The 19,282-nt window shown below is 41.6% G+C and carries 23 protein-coding genes; 8 read left to right on the top strand and 15 right to left on the bottom strand.

Annotation, left to right across the window (positions count from 1 at the left end):
- Positions 1–13 precede the first annotated feature (13 nt).
- Both RM553_RS16405 and RM553_RS16400 read right to left on the bottom strand, forming a co-directional pair.
- Entirely contained in the window at positions 14–649 is a 636-nt protein-coding gene (locus RM553_RS16405) for a lipid-A-disaccharide synthase N-terminal domain-containing protein (protein ID WP_311536039.1), read from the bottom strand.
- Positions 642–1,358 carry a glycosyltransferase gene (locus tag RM553_RS16400; protein ID WP_311536038.1) on the bottom strand — a complete coding sequence of 239 codons (717 nt, stop codon included), beginning with the start codon at positions 1,356–1,358 and terminating at the stop codon, positions 642–644. The genes RM553_RS16405 and RM553_RS16400 overlap by 8 nt, the downstream gene beginning before the upstream one ends.
- A 148-nt stretch (positions 1,359–1,506) precedes the next feature.
- On the opposite strand from RM553_RS16400, the gene RM553_RS16395 reads away from it, so the two are divergent.
- Positions 1,507–2,448: an NAD-dependent epimerase/dehydratase family protein gene (locus RM553_RS16395; RefSeq protein ID WP_311536037.1), complete on the top strand. Its 942-nt coding sequence runs from the start codon at positions 1,507–1,509 to the stop codon at positions 2,446–2,448.
- Here RM553_RS16395 and meaB read toward each other — a convergent pair.
- Positions 2,434–3,528: a methylmalonyl Co-A mutase-associated GTPase MeaB gene (gene meaB, locus RM553_RS16390; RefSeq protein ID WP_311536036.1), complete on the bottom strand. Its 1,095-nt coding sequence runs from the start codon at positions 3,526–3,528 to the stop codon at positions 2,434–2,436. The genes RM553_RS16395 and meaB overlap by 15 nt on opposite strands.
- 98 nt (positions 3,529–3,626) lie before the next feature.
- Between meaB and RM553_RS16385 the strand changes: the two genes are divergently transcribed.
- Positions 3,627–4,061 (top strand): organic hydroperoxide resistance protein, encoded by a 435-nt coding sequence (locus RM553_RS16385; protein WP_311536035.1) that lies wholly within the window; start codon positions 3,627–3,629, stop codon positions 4,059–4,061.
- 54 nt (positions 4,062–4,115) lie between these two features.
- Here the strand turns inward: RM553_RS16385 and RM553_RS16380 are convergent, their stop codons facing one another.
- Positions 4,116–4,688, bottom strand: a complete 573-nt coding sequence (locus tag RM553_RS16380) for a DUF2911 domain-containing protein (protein WP_311536034.1) — start codon at positions 4,686–4,688, stop codon at positions 4,116–4,118.
- Between the two features lie 163 nt (positions 4,689–4,851).
- Between RM553_RS16380 and RM553_RS16375 the strand changes: the two genes are divergently transcribed.
- From RM553_RS16375 to RM553_RS16360, 4 genes are all read left to right on the top strand, one after another.
- Entirely contained in the window at positions 4,852–5,397 is a 546-nt protein-coding gene (locus RM553_RS16375; protein ID WP_311536033.1) for an RNA polymerase sigma factor, read from the top strand.
- A complete protein-coding gene (locus tag RM553_RS16370) occupies positions 5,381–5,986 on the top strand; it encodes a hypothetical protein (protein ID WP_311536032.1) in 606 nt (201 codons plus the stop codon). The genes RM553_RS16375 and RM553_RS16370 overlap by 17 nt, the downstream gene beginning before the upstream one ends.
- Entirely contained in the window at positions 5,967–7,358 is a 1,392-nt protein-coding gene (locus tag RM553_RS16365; protein ID WP_311536031.1) for a DUF4097 family beta strand repeat-containing protein, read from the top strand. Before RM553_RS16370 ends, RM553_RS16365 begins: the two co-directional genes overlap by 20 nt.
- 106 nt (positions 7,359–7,464) lie before the next feature.
- Complete coding sequence (locus RM553_RS16360) at positions 7,465–8,157, top strand: peptidoglycan DD-metalloendopeptidase family protein (RefSeq protein ID WP_311536030.1); 693 nt, start codon at positions 7,465–7,467, stop codon at positions 8,155–8,157.
- A 6-nt stretch (positions 8,158–8,163) separates the two neighbouring features.
- Here the strand turns inward: RM553_RS16360 and RM553_RS16355 are convergent, their stop codons facing one another.
- The 4 genes from RM553_RS16355 to RM553_RS16340 form a co-directional block, all read right to left on the bottom strand.
- Positions 8,164–8,640 (bottom strand): DUF4199 domain-containing protein, encoded by a 477-nt coding sequence (locus RM553_RS16355; RefSeq protein WP_311536029.1) that lies wholly within the window; start codon positions 8,638–8,640, stop codon positions 8,164–8,166.
- A gap of 62 nt (positions 8,641–8,702) precedes the next feature.
- Positions 8,703–9,428: a VIT1/CCC1 transporter family protein gene (locus tag RM553_RS16350; RefSeq protein WP_311536028.1), complete on the bottom strand. Its 726-nt coding sequence runs from the start codon at positions 9,426–9,428 to the stop codon at positions 8,703–8,705.
- Positions 9,429–9,469: 41 nt separating this feature from the next.
- The gene (locus RM553_RS16345) at positions 9,470–10,003 is read right to left on the bottom strand and encodes an iron transporter (RefSeq protein WP_311536027.1); all 534 of its coding nucleotides are present in this window, start codon (positions 10,001–10,003) and stop codon (positions 9,470–9,472) included.
- Between the two features lie 185 nt (positions 10,004–10,188).
- Positions 10,189–10,530, bottom strand: coding sequence for a DUF6249 domain-containing protein (locus tag RM553_RS16340; protein ID WP_311536026.1), 342 nt, complete (start codon positions 10,528–10,530; stop codon positions 10,189–10,191).
- A 138-nt stretch (positions 10,531–10,668) separates the two neighbouring features.
- Between RM553_RS16340 and RM553_RS16335 the strand changes: the two genes are divergently transcribed.
- Together RM553_RS16335 and RM553_RS16330 are read left to right on the top strand one after the other, a co-directional pair.
- A complete protein-coding gene (locus tag RM553_RS16335; protein ID WP_311536025.1) occupies positions 10,669–11,256 on the top strand; it encodes an RNA polymerase sigma factor in 588 nt (195 codons plus the stop codon).
- A complete protein-coding gene (locus RM553_RS16330) occupies positions 11,240–11,611 on the top strand; it encodes a hypothetical protein (protein WP_311536024.1) in 372 nt (123 codons plus the stop codon). The genes RM553_RS16335 and RM553_RS16330 overlap by 17 nt, the downstream gene beginning before the upstream one ends.
- Positions 11,612–12,174: 563 nt before the next feature.
- Here RM553_RS16330 and secA read toward each other — a convergent pair.
- The 7 genes from secA to RM553_RS16295 all read right to left on the bottom strand — a co-directional run bounded on the left by secA (position 12,175) and on the right by RM553_RS16295 (position 19,184).
- The gene (gene secA / locus RM553_RS16325; protein WP_311536023.1) at positions 12,175–15,534 is read right to left on the bottom strand and encodes a preprotein translocase subunit SecA; all 3,360 of its coding nucleotides are present in this window, start codon (positions 15,532–15,534) and stop codon (positions 12,175–12,177) included.
- 90 nt (positions 15,535–15,624) lie between these two features.
- Positions 15,625–15,846, bottom strand: a complete 222-nt coding sequence (locus tag RM553_RS16320) for a DUF2795 domain-containing protein (RefSeq protein ID WP_013070580.1) — start codon at positions 15,844–15,846, stop codon at positions 15,625–15,627.
- A 150-nt stretch (positions 15,847–15,996) separates the two neighbouring features.
- Positions 15,997–16,569: a cob(I)yrinic acid a,c-diamide adenosyltransferase gene (locus RM553_RS16315; protein WP_311536022.1), complete on the bottom strand. Its 573-nt coding sequence runs from the start codon at positions 16,567–16,569 to the stop codon at positions 15,997–15,999.
- A gap of 80 nt (positions 16,570–16,649) precedes the next feature.
- Positions 16,650–16,850: a hypothetical protein gene (locus RM553_RS16310; protein WP_311536021.1), complete on the bottom strand. Its 201-nt coding sequence runs from the start codon at positions 16,848–16,850 to the stop codon at positions 16,650–16,652.
- 125 nt (positions 16,851–16,975) lie between these two features.
- Complete coding sequence (locus RM553_RS16305) at positions 16,976–17,674, bottom strand: ABC transporter ATP-binding protein (protein ID WP_311536020.1); 699 nt, start codon at positions 17,672–17,674, stop codon at positions 16,976–16,978.
- 199 nt (positions 17,675–17,873) lie between these two features.
- Positions 17,874–18,758: an O-methyltransferase gene (locus RM553_RS16300; protein WP_311536019.1), complete on the bottom strand. Its 885-nt coding sequence runs from the start codon at positions 18,756–18,758 to the stop codon at positions 17,874–17,876.
- A 63-nt stretch (positions 18,759–18,821) separates the two neighbouring features.
- Positions 18,822–19,184, bottom strand: a complete 363-nt coding sequence (locus RM553_RS16295; RefSeq protein WP_311536018.1) for a four helix bundle protein — start codon at positions 19,182–19,184, stop codon at positions 18,822–18,824.
- Positions 19,185–19,282: the final 98 nt, after the last annotated feature.

Genomic DNA, 19,282 nt, shown 5'->3' with positions numbered 1-19,282 from the left:
TTTCCAGCTGAAGTTACCTCTGCACCTTTCGGGAAAAACTTCGGCTTAAAAGGATGTTTCGGGCGTATATAAAACTTCCCAGTACATGTCCCGCAAACAGCACCGGGTCTTTTCTTATAATCGCGTAGGTAAGGATAAGCAATGCCCCCACCAGGCTTAACAGCCAGAACCCCAGCGGTAAAACCGATTCTTTTATTTTTTCAGAATAAATCCACTGGTAAAAAAAGCGCAGGTTAAAGATAAGCTGCGCTGCCGAACCCATTATGAGCAGCCATAAAGGAATCTGCTCGTTAAAGAATAGCTTTTGCACATCATAAGTACCATTATTATAAGAATATATGGTGAGCAGCACTGGGAAAAAATACAGGAACCAGCGCAGGGCTTTGGGAGCTTTTTGCCATTCTCCCTGCAGCTGTAAATTGCGGATGTAAATAAAGTAAGTGATGGCCTGGCCTAACATTATGGAAAAATCTTCCCGCAAATAACCATACACGAACAAAAGGAAAGAGGCGAACAAGCTTATCTTCCAGAAGAGGGAAGGAGTGATTACCTTTTTCTTTCTCTCCGAAAGTATCCATTGCATTAACAGCCTGCTCGAAAAGAGAATTTGGGCGGTGAACCCCACCGCATATATTTGCCAGCTATTCATCTTTAGCAACTACATTGTAATTAATGTAATTTCTTTTCATCCATAAATAGGCAAAACAGTCTATAAAAGGCCCCACCAGGCGATTTAAAAGGTGAAATTTGGCTTTTCCGGCAATACGTGGGTAATGCCTTACCGGGACCTGCACCACTTTACCTTTTTGTAGCAGGATCATGGCCGGTAAAAACCGGTGCAGCCCTTTAAACATGGGAATGCGTTTGGCATAATCGGCTTTAATGATCTTCAGGGGGCAGCCGGTATCGTCCATACCATCATGGGTAAAGCTCCTGCGTATGCCGTTGGCGACAAGGGAAGACATGTTTTTTACAAAAGAATCCTTTCGGTCTGCACGGTGGCCGGTCACCAGGTCGTATTCCGCAATATAATCCATTAAAATATTAAAATCTTCAGGATCTGTTTGCAGGTCAGAATCAATGTAACCTATAAGCGGGGTATGTGCATAATCAAAACCGGCTTTTATCGCGGCGCTCAGGCCGCAGTTTTTTTCAAAAGAAATAAATTTAAAGTCGGGATTGCGACTACAAATATCTTTGATGATCACCAGGCTTTCGTCTACAGAACCATCATTTACAAAGAGCACGCAGGTCTTTTTTTTCGCAATTTCGATATACTTTGTTAAGGCTTCTTCCACCCGCCTTAAATTTTCCTGTTCATTGTAAAGCGGAACGATGATGGTAAATTCGTAATTCATAACATAGATTGGGCGCAAAGGTATTAATATGAATTAAATTCAGGAATTCGCTTTTCTGAAAAAAAGGAAAATAAAAAGAAACATTGTACTTTGCGGCCGCAAACTTTAGCGGGAAGAAAAAATTCCCGGTAAGTTCAAAATGTTTTACATGAAAATTCTGGTTACCGGCGCGGCCGGCTTTATCGCTTCACATATGGCTGAACGCCTCAAAAGGGAAGGCTTCAGTGTTAAAGGGATCGACAATTTTTCTAACTATTACGACACCTCTCTTAAAAAGCTGAACAGGGATACCCTGGAGCAACAGGGGATTGAAGTTATTGAAATGGATTTACGAAATCCTGATGAGTACCAAAAACTGGAGCAGGATTTCGATTTTATCATCCATTTTGCCGCGCAACCGGGAATATCGGCTTCGGTCACTTTTGAAGAGTACCTGGAAAATAATGTCAAGGCCACTCAAAATTTGATTGGGTTTGCACACCGGAACAAGCGGTTAAAGCATTTTTTTAATATTTCCACTTCTTCGGTGTATGGCCTGGAGGCTACTTATCCCGAAGATGCCGCTCCCAAACCGGCATCGTTTTACGGGGTAACAAAGCTGGCGGCAGAGCAGCTGGTGCTGGCAGAAAGCCGCACTAAAAAAATGAATGCGTCTTCCTTAAGGTTATATTCGGTTTACGGCCCGAGGGAACGCCCGGAAAAGCTGTACACCAAGCTTATCGCCTGTGCCTATAAAGAAGAGTCCTTTCCTTTGTTTAGCGGCAGCGAAAAACATTTAAGGAGCTTTACCTATGTGGGTGATATTGTTGAAGGCATCTTTATGGCGGTGCAGAAACATCATGTGCTTAATGGGGAAATCATCAACCTGGGCACTGAAGCAGAATATACTACCCAGGAAGGGATAGACCTGGTACAGGAATTACTGGGGATAAAAATTGAGCTGGAGCTGGTTCCAAAAAGAGCTGGAGACCAGTGGCATACCCGGGCCAATATCGCCAAGGCAAAAAAAATACTGGATTACATGCCTACTACCACCTTAAAAGAAGGTTTGCAGTTGCAGATAAACTGGTATAAATCAAATTTTCTGTAAGTCGCGGTATTTTTGCAGAAGAAGGTTTGCGGCGGCAAATGCCGTGGTGTTATTCCTGGAAATTTCTTCCAGCTGTGCGGCAAGCGCCTCTTTTATTTCAGGATGCTGGTAGAAATTCCGCTTTAGGTGTTCATCTATAGTTTGTAACAACCATTGTTTATTTTGCTGGTGGCGGTTTTTGTAAAAATATCCATTTTCCTTCGCCAGTTTTTGATACTCTTCCAGCATTTTCCAAATTTCGGGAATGCCGGTACTATAGAGGGCACTGCATAAATTCACTTTTGGCTGCCAGCCACTTTCTTTGGCAGGGTAAAGCTGAAGCGCCCTTTTAAATTCCAGGCGTGCCTCCCGAGCGGCTTTCTGGTTTTCCCCATCAGCTTTGTTAATTACAATGGCGTCTGCCATTTCAATAATACCGCGTTTTATGCCCTGCAGTTCATCGCCCGCGCCGGCAAGTTTCAGCAGTAAAAAGAAATCGGTCATGCTGTGCACGCTGGTTTCGCTCTGGCCCACGCCCACTGTTTCTATAAGGATGACATCAAAACCTGCGGCTTCGCACAAAAGTATACTCTCCCGTGTTTTCCTGGATACGCCTCCCAGGGAATCACCGCTGGGCGAGGGGCGTATAAAAGCATTTTCTTCTTTTACCAGTTCTTCCATGCGGGTTTTGTCTCCCAGAATACTCCCATGGGAAAGGCTGCTCGTGGGATCTACCGCAAGAACGGCCACTTTTTTTCCTTCTTTAATAAGGAACTTTCCCAGGCTCTCAATAAAGGTACTTTTTCCAACCCCGGGCACTCCTGTTATTCCTATCCTGATGGATTTACCGGCTAATGCTACGGCACCCTCCACCAGGGAGCGCGCCTTTTCCTGGTGAAGGGGCTGGTTGCTTTCCACTAAAGTGATGGCCCTGCCCAGCGCGGTTTTATTTCCCTCCAGCAAGTTGTCCAGCAGTTTTTTTTCTGAAGCGCCTTTTTTCCGGAAGGACCTGATGCGCCTGGCAGAATCGGGATTGACATTCCTGGAGGCCGGATTGCTTCCTGACTGGTTTAAAGCTGATTTTTCAGAACTTTTGCTCAAAGGGTGAAATGGTTTCTTGCAAAGTTAGGAATTCATTCTGTGTGGCAATATTATTTGTATATTGAAGCTGATAAAAATAATTTTAAACAATTCCCGAAATGAAAACATTGTACAAAACCACCGTTACAACCACAGGAGGCCGCAATGGCCACACTACAAGTGATGATGGTGTTTTAGATATGAAATTGAGCATGCCCAAAAGCCTTGGCGGAGAGGGTGGAGAATACACAAACCCAGAGCAGTTATTTGCGGCAGGATATTCTGCCTGCTTTGGCAGCGCCCTGGAACTGGTAGCCAAAAGCCACAAAATCGACCTGGGGGATTTCAGTATTACCGGTATTGTTGAAATTGGGCAGAACGAAGATGAGGATGCCCTGGACCTGGCTGTAACACTGGATTGTTATATTCCTGGTGTAGACGTGGAAAGTGGGGAGAAACTGGTAAACCAGGCGCATGAAATTTGCCCTTATTCCCGTGCAACCTGGGATAACATAGATGTAACGCTAAATCTCTTGCTTGACGAAGACGAATAAATCGATAATTTTTTTTAAAATAGAGGCTGCTTTTTTCGGGCGGCCTTTTTTTTGCTAAAAGACTTTTGGTGGTGCCGGCTTTATGGGAACAGGAACACTGGTATGGTCCCAGGTTAGGATCATAAAAACAAGATCATTGCTTTTACTGAAAAAGATGGTAAACTGCTCGACATTTTCCTGAAGTTTGTCCACTCCAATTTCCACCACAAGGGCGTCATATTGCGGGTTCCGGTAAGCTTTTTTATCCATGTCTATTCCCCATGGGTACATTTGGGAATTAAAAATCACTTTCCACGAATTTTTGCCCGGAATAGTCCACAAAGTATATTTTCCTGCTCTTAATAAAGAGCCATCCACCATTATATCTTCATGGGTTTCAAAAGTTGTGGCCTCATTGGCGCCGGTGCGCCATACCTCCCCGTAAGGTACAAGTCCGCCAAAAATATTTCGGCCTTTTTTGTAAGGCCGGTTGTAAAAAACCTCCATTTTTAGTCCGTTATCTTCATATTGTACGGTCGCTTCAGGGCTGTGGGCTTTGGTATTATAGCGCAGGATAAGTACAATTATCAGGCTTAAGACGGCAATCCCTCCAGCTAACTTCAGGGCATTTTTCAGTACAGGTTTCATTCAGGTAATTTTCAGTATTAAGTTCAAAAAATGTGCAAATATGCAGCTCATCCAAAAATTTGTAGCAATTTGAATTTATTTTCAGAAAAAATTCCCGCGATTTTGCAACATGCCTAAAAAGCAATCGTCTTTAAAGTAAATAGCAACCAAACCAAAAAGAATTTTGTTACAACATCAGTTAATAGAAGCTTGCAAGCAAAACGACCGCCGGGCCCAACTGAAGCTTTACAATAAGTACAGCCAGGGTATGTATTATGTGGCGCTGAGGTTTATCCAGGATTCATTTGAAGCAGAGGACGCCATGCAGGAGGCTTTTGTGAAGGCCTTTCAGAAACTTCACCAGTTCACCGGGGAAGTAACATTTGGAGCCTGGCTTAAGCGAATTGTCATCAACAAATGCCTGGACAAATTAAAGGCGAAAAAAATGGAACTGGTCGCCATAAATGAGCGGACCATGACCACGGTGGAAGAGGATGAAAACTGGCAGATTGAAGATGGAATTGGAATAGAGGAGGTGAAAGCAGTGATAGGGCAACTGCCGGAAAAGTATAAATATCCGCTGATGTTATTCCTGATAGAAGGATATGATCACGAGGAAATTTCAGAAATACTAGATATCACAAAGGTGGCTTCCCGCACCTTGGTACACAGGGGAAAGAAAAAATTGCAGGAAGAATTAAAACTTATGAAAAATGGCACAGGATATTAGAGATATGTTCAGGAATGATGAAAGCCGCGAATCTGAGAAACTGCGCAGCGGCCATCAAAGACGCTTTGAAGCAAAACTGGACAAGGCATTACCGCAGGAGAAAAAAACTAACAGGTTTCCTTACTTAAAAATAGCCGCTGTGTTAGTGGTGGCTTTTGGAATAGCAATGTTTTTCCTGAAGCCTGGTAGTGGAGCTGACGAAAACAGGATCGTGGAAACGCCGATGGAAGAAAATGCAGATAAGACAACTACACAACCGGAGAAGCAGTTTCAGCTAAGCGATGTTTCGCCACAGTATAAGGAAATCGAAAATTATTATATGGCAAGTTTAAACCTGGAATTGGCAAAGCTTAATATTAATGATGATAACAAGGCGCTAATAGACGCGTTTATGGCAAAACTTGCCGAGCTGGATAAAGAATATAAACGCCTTAATGCCGATTTAAATGAAAGTGGCCCCAATGAACAAACGGTGGAAGCCATGGTTGCCAATTTGCAGCTTAGGCTGGAACTGCTCTTTAAACTGAAAAATAAAATCAAAGAAATCAATGAATCAAAAAACGAAAACTATGAAAACCTACAGGCTTAATATACTGTTGATGCTGCTCCTGCTAACCGCGGGGCTGCAGGCACAGACGAAAAAACTGGAAAAATCCTTTAATACGAGCGGTACAGTAAATGTAAATGTGGATGCCAAACACACCAACATCAGTATCGAAAAATGGGATAGGAATGAAGTTAAAGTTGAGGCTTACCTTAATTCTGAAACCTCAGATAAAAAGCAGGTACAGGAAATGTTGAACAGCTGGAAACTGGAAGCATCGGGTTCATCAAACGATGTGAGTATTATTTCTGGGGGCAATGCTAACTGGAACCCTGAAGTTAACATGGATATTGATATGAGCAGCCTTAATGAATCCCTGGGAGGCCTACAGGAGTTGCTGGGACCAATGATGGAGAACCTTATGCCCATGATCCAGAATATAGCCTCCAATCCCCTGCCGGAGAATTTTACCGCCAAAGTGGGGGACATGAATTTTGATTATGAAGCCTACCAGCGCAATCCAGATGAATATATGGAAAAATGGGAAGCCCAGGTGGAAGAGAAATTCGGAAAAGATTTTGAAAAGGATATGGAAAAATGGGCGGCGCAGATTGAGAAAAATTCCGAAAAATGGGAAAAAGAATATGGTGCTAAAATGGAGGCCTGGGGCGAAGAGTTTGGAGAAGACATGGAAGCATGGGGAGAACAGTTTGGCAAAGAAATGGAAAAATGGGGCGAACAGTTTGGAAAGGAGATGGAAGCTAAATTTGCAGGCAAGGATGCTAAAGTATTCATGTTGCCCGGCGCTCCCGCCAGGGCCAACAGGAGCATCAAAATAAGTGTTCCCAAAAATGCGCAGCTTAATTTAAATGTACGCCACGGGGAGCTAAAACTTAGCGGCACTACTTCTAATGTAAAAGCCAAAGTTTCCCACGGTTCCCTTCATGCCAACAGGTTAACCGGTAATAAAACCGATGTGAATGTTTCTTATTCCCCTGTAAAAATTAAACAATGGGATTATGGTGTGTTAACAGCGGGTTACGTTCAGGACCTGGAGATAGAAAAAGCCGTAAGTATTAAACTAAATTCCAATTCCAGCAATGTGCTGATAGGAGAAATTGGAGAAACAGGAATTTTAAACGGTTCTTTCGGGGAGCTTGGGATCATGAAGCTGGCCCCTGGTTTTAAAACCCTTAGGATTAGCCTTGAAAACAGCGATCTTGAACTTTCTTTGCCCGATACCGCTTTTACGTTTAGCTACGACGGCACCCAGAGTGATATTGATTATCCTTCCGGCATGCAGTTAAAAACTACTAAAACCTACGACAATGTCCTGTTGAACGGGTATAATAAATCTAAAGATGGGGCGGCGAGCGTAAACATTAAAGCAAGTTTTAGCGATGTCTTGGTAAAGTAAAACACAAGACTTATTTTTAGCTACCTTAAAAGGTCGTCTTAAGGTACAGTTTCATGAGACGAAAATGTACTTTTGAGACGATCTTTTTTGCTGAAAAAATTGCTGAATGAAACCTGAGAATTTTGCTGAATTTATAGCCGGACTAACTACGGAATATACTCCCGTGGTAGGAGAAAACCTGGAACATGAAGATTTTGTGCCTATAGATCTTTCTGAAAATAATCCTGAATTGATGAAGCTGGAAATGCTTTCTTCTGAAGCTTTCTCGGTTTTTCTCAATAATTCCCTTAGAAGCGCCGGTAAAAAAGCCGCTTTTGGTGGTTATAACGAAGTGCGGAACTTGTACAAAAGAAGCAGGCTTTTCAATAAAAATGTAGATGAATTTTTAAACCGGAATATTCATATTGGCTTGGATATCTGGGCAGCAGAAGGAACCGAGGTGCTTGCCGTACTTGAGGGTAAAATTCATAGTTTTCGGGATAATGCCAATTTTGGGGATTATGGGCCCACAATTATTCTGGAGCACGAAAAGGATGGAAGAAAATTTTATACGCTTTACGGCCATTTAAGCCGAAAGTCCCTGGAAGGTTTAAAAGAAGGAAGGAAAGTTGCCCAATCTGAAAAAATAGCAGAACTGGGAAAACCTTCAGAAAATGGCGATTATGCGCCACACCTTCATTTTCAGGTTATGGAAGACCTAATGGGCAATATTGGGGATTTTCCGGGGGTGACTTCAAAAAAAGAACTGGATTTGTTTTTACAAAACTGCCCCGATCCCAACCTTCTTCTTAAAATTTAGCAGGTTTTACTTTTTCCGAAGAATAAGCGCCACAATAGCGGCGGTAACTATTCCCATTGCCAAAGCACTGAAGGTGCTCATAAGAATATAAGACTGCAGGTTGAAATATTCTTCAGCGGCGGCACGTTCCATCTGGCCGGTTTCTACCGTATAATTAATCACATTTTCAAAATAATGGGGTGTAATCCAGGCATTGGTAATGTATTGCATCAACGGAGTGAGCAGCGTGATCACTACCGTAAGAACTATTCCTGAAACAAAGCCCTGGCTCCAGCTCATTCTTCCGCCGTAAAAATGTTTTCTTTTATCATAAAGGGCAAAAAGAAAAATGGCAATAGCCACAAGCCCAAAAAGATTGGTGTAAATAGGCTGCTTCGCTATCAATTCGTCATGCCAGCCCATTCTTTTTTCAAACATCATCCATAGAAGGGCGGCAAAGGAGAAGATGATTCCCCATTTTATTTCGATTGCGAACTTTTTCATGCTAAGAATGGTTGGTTACAGCAAAATTAGCCAAAAAAGCTGAAATTTTAGTTCATCCGGGTTTACAACAGAAAATTTTCCAGGATATCTCCAACAAAATATGCCAGGATAGCCGCCAATCCTCCCAGGGCTACGGTTTCAAAAATTCCCATGAACACATTTCTTTCAGTTACCATACTTTTAAGGTTGCCTACCAGTGCAAGGGCAATGGCGGTGAGAATACAGGAATAAAGAAAAAGTTGCTGATCACTAGCCTCGGTGGTTCCGGCAAAAAAGTAGGAGAGAAGTGGCACCGATCCCACCAGCAGAAAGCTAAAAAAAGTAACCCCGGCAGTTTTAAATGGCGTTTTGTCATCTTTTACCATTTCCAGTTCTTCTTTCATCATGGTGTCTACCCAAACTTCTTTATCTGCAATAATAACTTCCACCACCTGTTCCAGTAATTCCCCGTGGAAACCTTTAGCTGCGTAAATTTCCCGTATTTCGTCAATTTCCTTCTCCCTCAGGTTTTCGATTTCCCAGTATTCTACCTGCTTATGTTTTTCATACAGATCCCTTTCAGCCTTAGTAGAAAAAAAATTGCCGACAGACATAGAAAATCCGTCGGCAATAAGGTTAGCAATTCCTAAAATAATCACTACTGTAATTCCCAGGCTTGCGCCTTCAGCTCCCGCGACCACGGCAAAAGTGGTAATGGCTCCATCTATACCGCCGTATACAAATTCGGAGATGTAATCTTTATTGAGGAATAAAACTTTGCCTTTAGCGTGTAGATTAGTTTCCTGCATGATTTTCTGCTATATGGGAATAGTGCTAAATTAGGGCATTTTTATTCAGGTCCGTGAGGTTTTCTTCCGGCTTCAAGGGCAAGCGGGCCAAATTTTTCATTTACGCCTTTTTCGAACCTTTTCCCTTTAATTTCATCATGCCGCGGGAATTCCGGAGCGGGAAAATTAACCTCTATAGTATATTTTCCTTCTTTTGGGATTTTGAAATTCGCGCCATAGTGATTTAGGAACGGGTGCCAGAAAAATGGAAATTCTTTTTCTTCCACCAGGTTATCATTTTCATCAAAGACTTTTGCTGAAATTTTTAAGCAGGGTATAAATCTTTTATCATGCTTGTTTCTTACCAGGATTTCCATATGGGTATTAAATTCTTTTGGTGGTACGTGCCACTTCAATTCTCCATCCTGAAACTGGTAAGTACCTTCCGCTTCTTCAGAAACCACAGAAATAATATAATCTTCTACCTCCTTTTCAACATAATTATCCATGCCTTTCATATAGTCGGCAGCAGCATTAAGTGCGTTTCCCTGTTCTTCAGCCAGTTTAATTTTCTTTGCATTGTCTTCAATCTTCATAATTCAACTAATTTTTTTTGGTTATACCTTTAAAGTTAGCAACAGGAGAATTTTTTCTCTGCTAAATGGCTGTTAAAACAGGAAAGTATATGCAAAACAGAGGTTAAAAGTAAAAGTTTTCCTTTCAGCCTCATAACTAAGCCAAAAGGAAAACCTGAAAATTATAAGAAATGCAGCTTAGCTTCTTAATCCATTTTTTTGGTAAGGTAGAAGCCAAGAAGTAAACCAATTCCTGCCATTACGAATATGGTTGCTGGATAAGCAACATCTTCCTCCATATTAAAACTATGGATAAAAAGATTCGCTAAAAAAATACCCAGTCCTATACCAATACAAAGCAAGGCCAGATTTAAAATTACTACCCTCCAAACAGGGGTAATCCTGCGATTTTTGCTGTAAAAAATAGTGGCATCGGCCCCTTTTTCAATTAAAGCCAGTCGCTCACGGTTACGGGCAGAAATGTATAAATAATACATGCCGAAAACAGAGCCAAAAATTACGGGTAAAACAATTACTTCAGATCCCATGATGATAAAATTTTAAAGTTAATTTACTGTTCGTTTTTCCATAGGACGTAGATTTTTTAAGTCCGGTTACAAAAAAAAGCTAACTTCTTTTTTCTGAATTTCTGTAACCAATGCCTAAAAGCTGGCGTCTTATGTGAAATGAACCAACAACCTGACCAATATTTCATTGAGAAAGCCATGCATGGCGATACCCGTGCTTTTGGAGTATTGGTTGAAAGGTATCAGGATTATATTTTCACTATAGTTTACCGGATGCTGAAGGTGAGGGAAGAGGCGGAAGAAGTTGCTCAGGATGTATTTTTAAAAGCTTTTGAAGCACTTCCAGGTTTTAGGGGAGATGCGAAATTTTCCAGCTGGCTTTACAGAATAGCATACAGGAAAACGCTGGACAGAATTAGGAAAAATTCGCGATTTTCCACTTCAGAATTAATAGAGGAAATAACTGAAGATGATACCGAAAAACTGGAAAACGGACTCGAAATAATGTTACAGGAAGAACGTTCTGAAATCATTCAGAATTGTATCTTGAAGTTACCGGAACAGGAATCGGCAATTATTACCTTGTTTTATTTTGAAGAACAATCGGTTAAAGAAATTGCCGCCATCACCGGTTTAACTCAAGATAATATTAAAGTGAAGCTGTACCGTAGCAGAAAAGCATTATTTTCATTGCTAAAAAAGTATATGCAGGCAGAAATACCGGAAGAAAATGGAAAAGCGATCTAGAAAAGAAATTTTAGCTAAAAAAATCATGAAAAATGCCGGACTGGAAAAACCTTCGGCAGATTTTTCAGCGAACGTATTGAAAGCTGTCGAGGCAAGGCAAAAGGTATTAAAATATGAGCCGCTCATTTCCAGAAAAACCTGGTTCGGTATAGCAGGAGCAGTTATAGTTGCTGTAATTGGACTTTATGTGATTTCTTCAGATTTGGCTCTAAATATAGACTTTAGTTTTATAAACGCGCTTTCCTTCCCAAAACTGAACTTATCCAGCACAATGATGTATGCCGTGGCTTTTATTTCCCTTTTCTTCCTTGAAATCCCGTTTTTAAAGAGGTTTCTGGTAAAGCAGTATGATTAAGTAGAAAAACTGTTCTGTTGTGTGTTTTCTGTTGCCTGTTCTGTGTTCTCTGTCTCTGTTGTAAGTTACGTGCTGCCTGAACTCAGCTGGTTTTTAAGATTCCGACGCAGTCATTCAGGCGGACCCTTCTCGAAAATGAGGGGAGCTTTTCTTGAAGTTTTGGGATTGTTGTTCGCTTTGGTGGTTGTTAAGTAATGCATAGAACTCCGAACAAAGAACCGAAATAAACTAAGAAACCACCCCGACCTTCGGCCACCCCTCCCTGAAAAAAAAGAGGGAGCGGAAAGTTGCTAATTTTGAGAACAAAAGACCTTGAACTATAAACTCCAGACTTAAATCACCCCGGCCTTTCACGGTCTTCTCCCGACTTTGCCATTCAGGCGGTCCCACCTAAAAGGAAGGGAGTTTTTTGTTATTTTGATGCACAGAATTTTTAAAACCACTCCATCCTACGGTCATCGCTTCTTAAAAAAAGAGGAGCGCTTGCTAAAAGAAAAAAAATCCCGAAGCAGAAATTCGACTCCGGGATCTATATTTTCGTCTAACGTCTAACGTCTAACTTCTCATTTCTCATTTACAAGCACCCAATCTCCCTTGTCAAGAAGCGGGATGGCCTGTTTGTATTTCACGGTTTTGTTCTCACCGCTCATCACATTTTTTATAGTAACCTTGTCGTTACGTCCAATTTTTGGATGGTCCCTAACGATGGTTTCGGTAACCTGTGGTTTTGGCTGCTGGCGCTGACCGGCGGCACGGCTTTGTGCAGCTCTTTCGTCTATATTCGGGATTTCTTCTTTTGTAGTTTCCACTTTCTCACGCCTTCTTTGCCTTGCCTCGTGAATACTGGAAGTATTTCCTTCAGGAATTTCTCCTTTAAACAGAAAGGAAATCACATCTTTGTTCACCTGGTCTATCATGGTTTTGAAAAGTTCAAAGGCTTCAAATTTGTAGATTAGTAACGGATCTTTTTGCTCGTGAACCGCAAGCTGAACGCTCTGTTTTAACTCATCCATTTTCCTCAGGTGCGTCTTCCAGGCATCATCGATAATGGCGAGGGTGATATTCTTTTCAAAGTCTTTTACCAGCTGTTTACCTTCGGTTTCATAAGCTTTTTCCAGGTTGGTGACTACCTGAAGGGTTTTGGTGCCATCGGTAAACGGAACTGAAATTCTTTCGAAATTATTGCTTTCATCTTCGTAAACCTGCTTAATTACCGGGAATGCCCTGGAAGCGCTGTGCTCCATTTTTTCCTGGTAATGTTTGTAGGCAGATTTATACACTTCTCCCGCAATCTTCTGAACATTCATTTTTCCGAAGTCTTCTTCAGAAATAGGAGAGCTCATGGAGAAATAGCGAATGAGTTCAAATTCAAAATTCTTGAAGTCAGAAGCGGCTTTATTGGTTTCGGCAATAACTTCAGAAGTGTCAAAAATCATATTGGCGATATCCACTCTTAAACGGTCCCCAAATAAAGCATGGTAACGACGTTTGTAGATCACTTCGCGCTGGGCGTTCATCACATCATCATATTCCAGCAATCTTTTCCTTATCCCAAAGTTATTTTCCTCCACTTTCTTCTGGGCGCGCTCAATAGATTTGGAGATCATGGAATGCTGAATCACTTCGCCTTCCTCAAGCCCCATCCTGTCCATAAGTTTGGCAATACGTTCAGAACCAAAAAGGCGCATCAGGTTGTCTTCCAGGGAAACGTAGAACTGCGAACTTCCCGGGTCTCCCTGCCGGCCACTACGCCCGCGCAACTGCCTGTCCACACGTCTGGAATCATGACGCTCTGTACCCACAATTGCCAGTCCGCCGGCTTCTTTTACTTCTTTGCTCAGCTTAATATCGGTACCACGGCCCGCCATGTTGGTGGCGATGGTCACAATCCCAGATTTACCTGCTTCAGCTACAATATCGGCCTCTTTTTTATGCAATTTCGCGTTCAATACGTTGTGCGGCACATTTCTCAGCTTCAGCATTCGGCTAAGCAATTCTGAAATTTCCACGGAAGTGGTACCGATAAGCACCGGCCTTCCCTCGTTGGAAAGATCGGTCACATGATCGATCACCGCGTTATATTTTTCACGCTTGGTTTTATAGACAAGATCTTCTTTATCTTTTCTGGCGATAGGACGGTTGGTAGGAATCTCCACCACATCAAGTTTATAGATTTCCCAGAATTCGCCCGCTTCTGTTACCGCAGTACCCGTCATCCCCGAAAGTTTGCGGTACATCCTGAAGTAATTCTGAAGGGTTACCGTGGCGAAAGTTTGGGTGGCATCTTCAATTTTCACGCTTTCCTTGGCCTCAATCGCCTGGTGCAGCCCGTCACTGTAGCGGCGGCCTTCCATAATACGACCGGTTTGCTCGTCTACAATCTTAACTTTATTCTCGATCACCACGTATTCGGTATCTTTTTCAAATAAAGTATAGGCTTTTAAAAGCTGGCGCATCGTATGGATTCGCTCACTTTTCACACTATAATCACGGAAAAGTTCTTCTTTCTTCTCGGCTTCCTCTTCTTTGGGAAGGTCTTCTTTTTCGATCTTGGCGATTTCCATACCAATTTCAGGCATTACGAAAAAGTCGGGATCACCGTTGGCCGAAAGGAATTCTATACCCTTATCGGTAAGGTCTATCTGGTTGGTTTTTTCGTCTATAGTGAAATAAAGCTCCTCATCAACCTTTGGCATTTCACGGTTGTTGTCCTGCATGTAGTGATTTTCGGTCTTTTGCAGTAACTGCTTGATGCCTTCTTCACTTAAATACTTGATAAGCGCTTTATTTTTTGGTAAACCGCGGTACACTCTCAGCAATTGCTTTCCGCCTTCTTTGGTATCCCCGGAAGCAATAAGTTTTTTTGCCTCCGCAAGAACTTTCACCAGGTGCTTGCGCTGTACTTCCACAATATTGGCAACCGCAGGCTTTAATTCATCAAATTCGTGAACATCTCCTTTTGGAATTGGCCCTGAAATAATTAATGGAGTACGGGCATCGTCTACCAAGACCGAATCCACCTCATCCACAATGGCGTAATTGTGCGGGCGCTGTACCAGATCGTTTGGAGAGTGGGACATGTTATCCCTTAAATAATCAAAACCAAACTCGTTATTGGTTCCGTAGGTAATATCGGCATTATATGCTTTTCTTCTTGCGGCAGAATTTGGCCTGTGGTAATCTATACAATCTACACTAAGCCCGTGGAATTCAAATATAGGCGCCATCCATGCGCTGTCCCTTTTAGCCAGGTAATCGTTAACGGTTACAAGATGTACGCCCTTCCCGGTTAAGGCATTAAGGTACATAGGGAGGGTTGCTACAAGGGTTTTACCTTCACCTGTCTGCATCTCGGCAATTTTTCCCTGGTGCATGGCCACACCACCTATAAGCTGAACATCGTAATGAACCATATCCCAGGTTACTGGTTTACCGGCGGCATCCCACGAATTGCTCCAGATGGCTTGGTCGCCTTCCAATGTTACGTAATCTTTTTCCGCGGAAATTTCGCGGTCAAAAGCAGAAGCCGTTACTTTAAGTTCAGGATTGGCCACGAAACGCTTGGCGGTTTCTTTTACCGTGGCAAAGGCTTCGGGAAGGATTTCATTTAGAACATCTTCAGAGATTTCGTAAGCTTTGTCTTTTAAAGCATCAATTTCAGTATAGATATCCTCTTTTCTGGTAATATCTTCAGATTCGTCTGCTTCCTTCTCTAAACTGGCAATCTTTTCATTCACTTCTTTAAGAGCTTCAGCAATTTTTACTTTAAAAGAAGAAGTTTTAGCTCTTAATTCGTCCAGGCTCAGGGCTTCGAATTCGGCTTCAAAGGCCTTGATTTTCTGAACTATGGGTTGTATTTCTTTGACGTCTTTTTTGGATTTGTCGCCAACAAATACCTTTAATACAGAATCTAAAAAACTCATAATAGTTTTTTGTTTTAATAGGGTTCAAATGTAAGCAAAAAAAAAGCCTCACTTTGGAGACTTTTTCGCTTTATTTTTTAATGTTTTATTTTAATATTCATCCTCATTCCAGAGATAATCATCATCTGTGGGATAATCTGGCCAAATTTCTTCAATAGAATCATAGGAGTCTCCCTCGTCCTCTATGGCCTGTAGATTTTCAACAACTTCCAATGGAGCTCCGGTTCTAATCGCGTAGTCAATTAACTCGTCTTTTGTGGCAGGCCAGGGCGCATCACTCAAATAAGATGCTAATTCTAAAGTCCAATACATGGTTGAAATCGGTTTATAATTTCTGCAAAAATAATTTTTTTACCGATATAGCCAAGAAAAAAATCTAATAATTAATCAATACTGTTAAGAACTTATTCCAGTTTTAATTCCTGAAAGAATTTTATTTTGAAGAAAAGTAGTATGGAAAAGTTATTCTTTTTGGGGGATCCATTTTACCTCCTCAGCACGGAAGTATTTTGACAATTTTCGTGCCAGTACAAATAAATAATCGGAAAGCCTGTTGAGATACATTAAAAGAGTTTCGTCAAAAGCTTCTATTTCGTATAAAGCAGTTGCCATGCGTTCTGCCCGCCTGCAGACACAGCGGGCAATGTGACAGAATGACACACTTTGGTGACCTCCCGGAAGCACAAAATGGGTCATTTCCGGTAAATCTTCATTCATTTGATCTATTTGCTGCTCCAGGAGCTCGATATCCTGTGCGGTGATTTTAGGAATATTCAGCCTTTCCTTTCCATTTTTGAGCACAGCTTTTTCCGGATCTGTGGCTAAAACCGAACCTATTGTAAAAAGCCGGTCCTGGATTCGCATCAGGATGTTTTTATCGCTTTCCTCTATTTCCTGGTCCCTAAGCAGCCCAATATGGGAGTTAAGTTCATCTACCGTCCCGTAACTTTCTATCCTTATATGATGTTTGGGAACGCGGGTTCCACCAAATAAAGCTGTTGTACCTTTATCTCCTGTTTTGGTATAAATCTTCATAATAGCATTTTTTAGAAGCTGAAGTGTTTGCTGCTGTAATTCAAATTTACGAAGAATATCAGGGAAGGGAAGTTTAAAGCTTATTTTCCTGAAGATTTCTCATCAAGGTCCTCCCGCGCTTTTTTATTTTCGCGCTTGCGTTCTTCATACCTTCTTCTGAAATTTCGATTTTTCCTGTCGTTACGGTTTTGCTTTGCACGGCGGGAATTCCACCTGAAGAAAAGAAAAGCAATGGCGATAATCGCGAGGTACAGCCATGTTTGCCGGTCAAAGTCTAACATCCTGAAGAAATGTTTTTTCTAAGATAAAAGAATTAAGGTTAATGCACAATTGGAAATTGATAATTGACAATGCACAATTTACAATGGAAAATCAGCAATGGAAAATAAACAATTCAATCAGGCAATTAGCTTCTGACGGTTTCCCGGCGTTCATCTTTTTCCACGATGCCATCGCGCAGGCGAATAATACGGTGTGCATGTTCAGCGATATCTTCCTCGTGCGTTACTAAAATCACTGTATTTCCTGCGGCATGAATTTCATCAAAAAGGTTCATGATCTCTACCGAAGTCTTGGAATCCAGGTTTCCGGTAGGTTCATCGGCCAAAATAATGGAGGGTTTGTTCACCAGGGCCCGGCCAACAGCAACCCTTTGGCGCTGCCCACCCGACAGCTGGTTGGGCTTATGGTCCATACGATCTCCTAACCCCACATTGGTGAGTACTTCCTTTGCACGTTCGTTTCTTTCAGTTTTAGAATAGCCGGCGTAAACCATTGGCAAAGCCACATTGTCCAGTGCCGTTGTCCGGGGTAAAAGATTAAAAGTTTGGAAAACAAAGCCAATCTCCTTATTCCTTATTTCGGCAAGTTCGTCATCACTCATTTTACTTACATCTTTTCCATTTAAAATGTAACTTCCGGAAGTAGGAGTATCCAGGCAGCCCAGTAAATTCATCAATGTTGATTTACCCGATCCAGATGGGCCCATAAAAGCAACATATTCTCCCCGTTCAATTTCCAGGTCTATACCTTTAAGCACCTTTACCACTTCCTGTCCCAGGGGAAAATCCCGGGTGATATCTTTAATTTCAATGACTTTACTCATAAATGCTGATCTTTGCTGCTATAGGACGTAATTTACTAAGAATTGTTACATCTATAGAAAAGTAAAAAAGTAAAAAAGTTAAAAAGAGAAAGGAGGAAAGTGGAGAGTGAAAAGTGAAAAAGTGAAAAAGTGAAGAGTGGAGAGTGAATAGTTCAAGTATTTTTTTTAAGCCTAAAGCCTAAAGCCTACCGCCTGCAGCCTACAACCTGATCACAAAATGTTGTTTTGCCTGTTCTCTTCTGAAAAAAATAAGTCCCCAGTAAAAAGTATCTATAGAAACGGTGACTGCCGGATGTTTCTTTATTTCTTCCCAGGCTGCTTCCATTTGGGATGACCAGTGAATGTCATCAAAAATAAATACGGAATCATTATGAGCAAAAGGCAGGGTTTGCCTGAAATAATCCAGCGTGGGTTGCTTCTGATGATTGCCATCAAAAAACACCAGGTCGTAAGTTGTCGTTTTTCCTGTTTCCTGTTTCCTGTTTCCCGTCTCTTGTCTCTTGTCTCTTGTCTCTCGTCTCTTGTCTCTATTCTCTATTCTCTTTTCTATTTCCCCTGGTCCCTCTCCACTCTCCACTCTCCACTTCTTAAACACCTCTTCAAATTTGCCGGTTTCCAGAGAGATATTATTAAATCCAAATTTCTCAAAACGCTGACGTGCGGTTTTAGCGGTTTCCGGGCAACCTTCAATTGTTGTAACGCTAGTTTTTTGGTTGGCAGCGAGGGCGGAAGTGGCGATGCCCAGGGAAGTTCCCAGCTCCAGCGCATTTTTACATTTAAGATAATTTACTAGCCGGAATAAGAGTTTTGCCTTTTTTTTAGTAATTCCGGCGTTTTTCGCAATAGCTGAAATTTTGCGGGAATTCGATTTAAAAACCCTGCTGCCCGCACCAAAATCGGTGACTTCTATTTTTTTATTATTCTGAAACAGGCTTTTCCGGTATTCTTCTAATAATGTATATGCAGGATAATTCTTTTTATCATAAAAACATTTCGTCACCAGTTCATACACAAAAGGGGAGTGCAGCCCGTGCTGGTTCTGGCTTTTCCGAAGGAAATTTATGTATGATTTTAGTAGGTGCAATTTTTTTGTCAGTTGTGGGTTGTCAGTTGGCGGTTGTGCGTTATTAGTTGTAAATAGCAAAGATCATGTTCTCCAGTTCTTCTCAACATACTGTATAAAGGAAAAAATTTTTCCGCCTAAAATATCATATTTCTGCTTAAGCTCTTTTATTTCCGCAATCTCATATAATTCATCGACCATTTCCAACTGTGATAAACACTCTAAAAGAGATGCATGAGCATAGGTAAGGAATTTCAGGAAATCCTGTTTGTATATTCTACGGCCATATCCTTCCACAATATTATCTTTAATGCTTTTGGAGGACCTTCGTAATTGGCTTCCCTGTTCATAGAGTTCATACTTCGGCAACTTTAGGGAAACTTTATGCGTTTCAATGGCATAGGTAAAGGCAAGATTGTAAATATCTAAATCTTTATAGCTCTTCATTTTCTTATAGAATAAAAGTTTGAGCAGAGCGAAAACAACTCACAACTCACAACTCACAACTCACAACTCACAACTCACAACTCACAACTCACAACTCA

The sequence above is a fragment of the Autumnicola tepida genome (assembly GCF_031846485.1).
Taxonomy (GTDB): Bacteria; Bacteroidota; Bacteroidia; order Flavobacteriales; family Flavobacteriaceae; genus Autumnicola; species Autumnicola tepida.
The sequence above is the reverse complement of the archived record's forward strand: the minus strand, read 5'-3'. Positions and strand labels throughout refer to the sequence as shown.

Excerpts from the sequence above, each read along its gene's own strand:
- RM553_RS16405 (WP_311536039.1), bottom strand. The coding sequence starts at position 649 with ATGAATAGCTGGCAAATATATGCGGTGGGGTTCACCGCCCAAATTCTC.
- RM553_RS16400 (WP_311536038.1), bottom strand. The coding sequence starts at position 1,358 with ATGAATTACGAATTTACCATCATCGTTCCGCTTTACAATGAACAGGAA.
- RM553_RS16395 (WP_311536037.1), top strand. The coding sequence starts at position 1,507 with ATGAAAATTCTGGTTACCGGCGCGGCCGGCTTTATCGCTTCACATATG.
- RM553_RS16385 (WP_311536035.1), top strand. The coding sequence starts at position 3,627 with ATGAAAACATTGTACAAAACCACCGTTACAACCACAGGAGGCCGCAAT.
- RM553_RS16380 (WP_311536034.1), bottom strand. The coding sequence starts at position 4,688 with ATGAAACCTGTACTGAAAAATGCCCTGAAGTTAGCTGGAGGGATTGCC.
- RM553_RS16370 (WP_311536032.1), top strand. The coding sequence starts at position 5,381 with ATGGCACAGGATATTAGAGATATGTTCAGGAATGATGAAAGCCGCGAA.
- RM553_RS16365 (WP_311536031.1), top strand. The coding sequence starts at position 5,967 with ATGAAAACCTACAGGCTTAATATACTGTTGATGCTGCTCCTGCTAACC.
- RM553_RS16360 (WP_311536030.1), top strand. The coding sequence starts at position 7,465 with ATGAAACCTGAGAATTTTGCTGAATTTATAGCCGGACTAACTACGGAA.
- RM553_RS16355 (WP_311536029.1), bottom strand. The coding sequence starts at position 8,640 with ATGAAAAAGTTCGCAATCGAAATAAAATGGGGAATCATCTTCTCCTTT.
- RM553_RS16350 (WP_311536028.1), bottom strand. The coding sequence starts at position 9,428 with ATGCAGGAAACTAATCTACACGCTAAAGGCAAAGTTTTATTCCTCAAT.
- RM553_RS16345 (WP_311536027.1), bottom strand. The coding sequence starts at position 10,003 with ATGAAGATTGAAGACAATGCAAAGAAAATTAAACTGGCTGAAGAACAG.
- RM553_RS16340 (WP_311536026.1), bottom strand. The coding sequence starts at position 10,530 with ATGGGATCTGAAGTAATTGTTTTACCCGTAATTTTTGGCTCTGTTTTC.
- RM553_RS16335 (WP_311536025.1), top strand. The coding sequence starts at position 10,669 with ATGAACCAACAACCTGACCAATATTTCATTGAGAAAGCCATGCATGGC.
- RM553_RS16330 (WP_311536024.1), top strand. The coding sequence starts at position 11,240 with ATGGAAAAGCGATCTAGAAAAGAAATTTTAGCTAAAAAAATCATGAAA.
- secA (WP_311536023.1), bottom strand. The coding sequence starts at position 15,534 with ATGAGTTTTTTAGATTCTGTATTAAAGGTATTTGTTGGCGACAAATCC.
- RM553_RS16320 (WP_013070580.1), bottom strand. The coding sequence starts at position 15,846 with ATGTATTGGACTTTAGAATTAGCATCTTATTTGAGTGATGCGCCCTGG.
- RM553_RS16315 (WP_311536022.1), bottom strand. The coding sequence starts at position 16,569 with ATGAAGATTTATACCAAAACAGGAGATAAAGGTACAACAGCTTTATTT.
- RM553_RS16310 (WP_311536021.1), bottom strand. The coding sequence starts at position 16,850 with ATGTTAGACTTTGACCGGCAAACATGGCTGTACCTCGCGATTATCGCC.
- RM553_RS16305 (WP_311536020.1), bottom strand. The coding sequence starts at position 17,674 with ATGAGTAAAGTCATTGAAATTAAAGATATCACCCGGGATTTTCCCCTG.
- RM553_RS16295 (WP_311536018.1), bottom strand. The coding sequence starts at position 19,184 with ATGAAGAGCTATAAAGATTTAGATATTTACAATCTTGCCTTTACCTAT.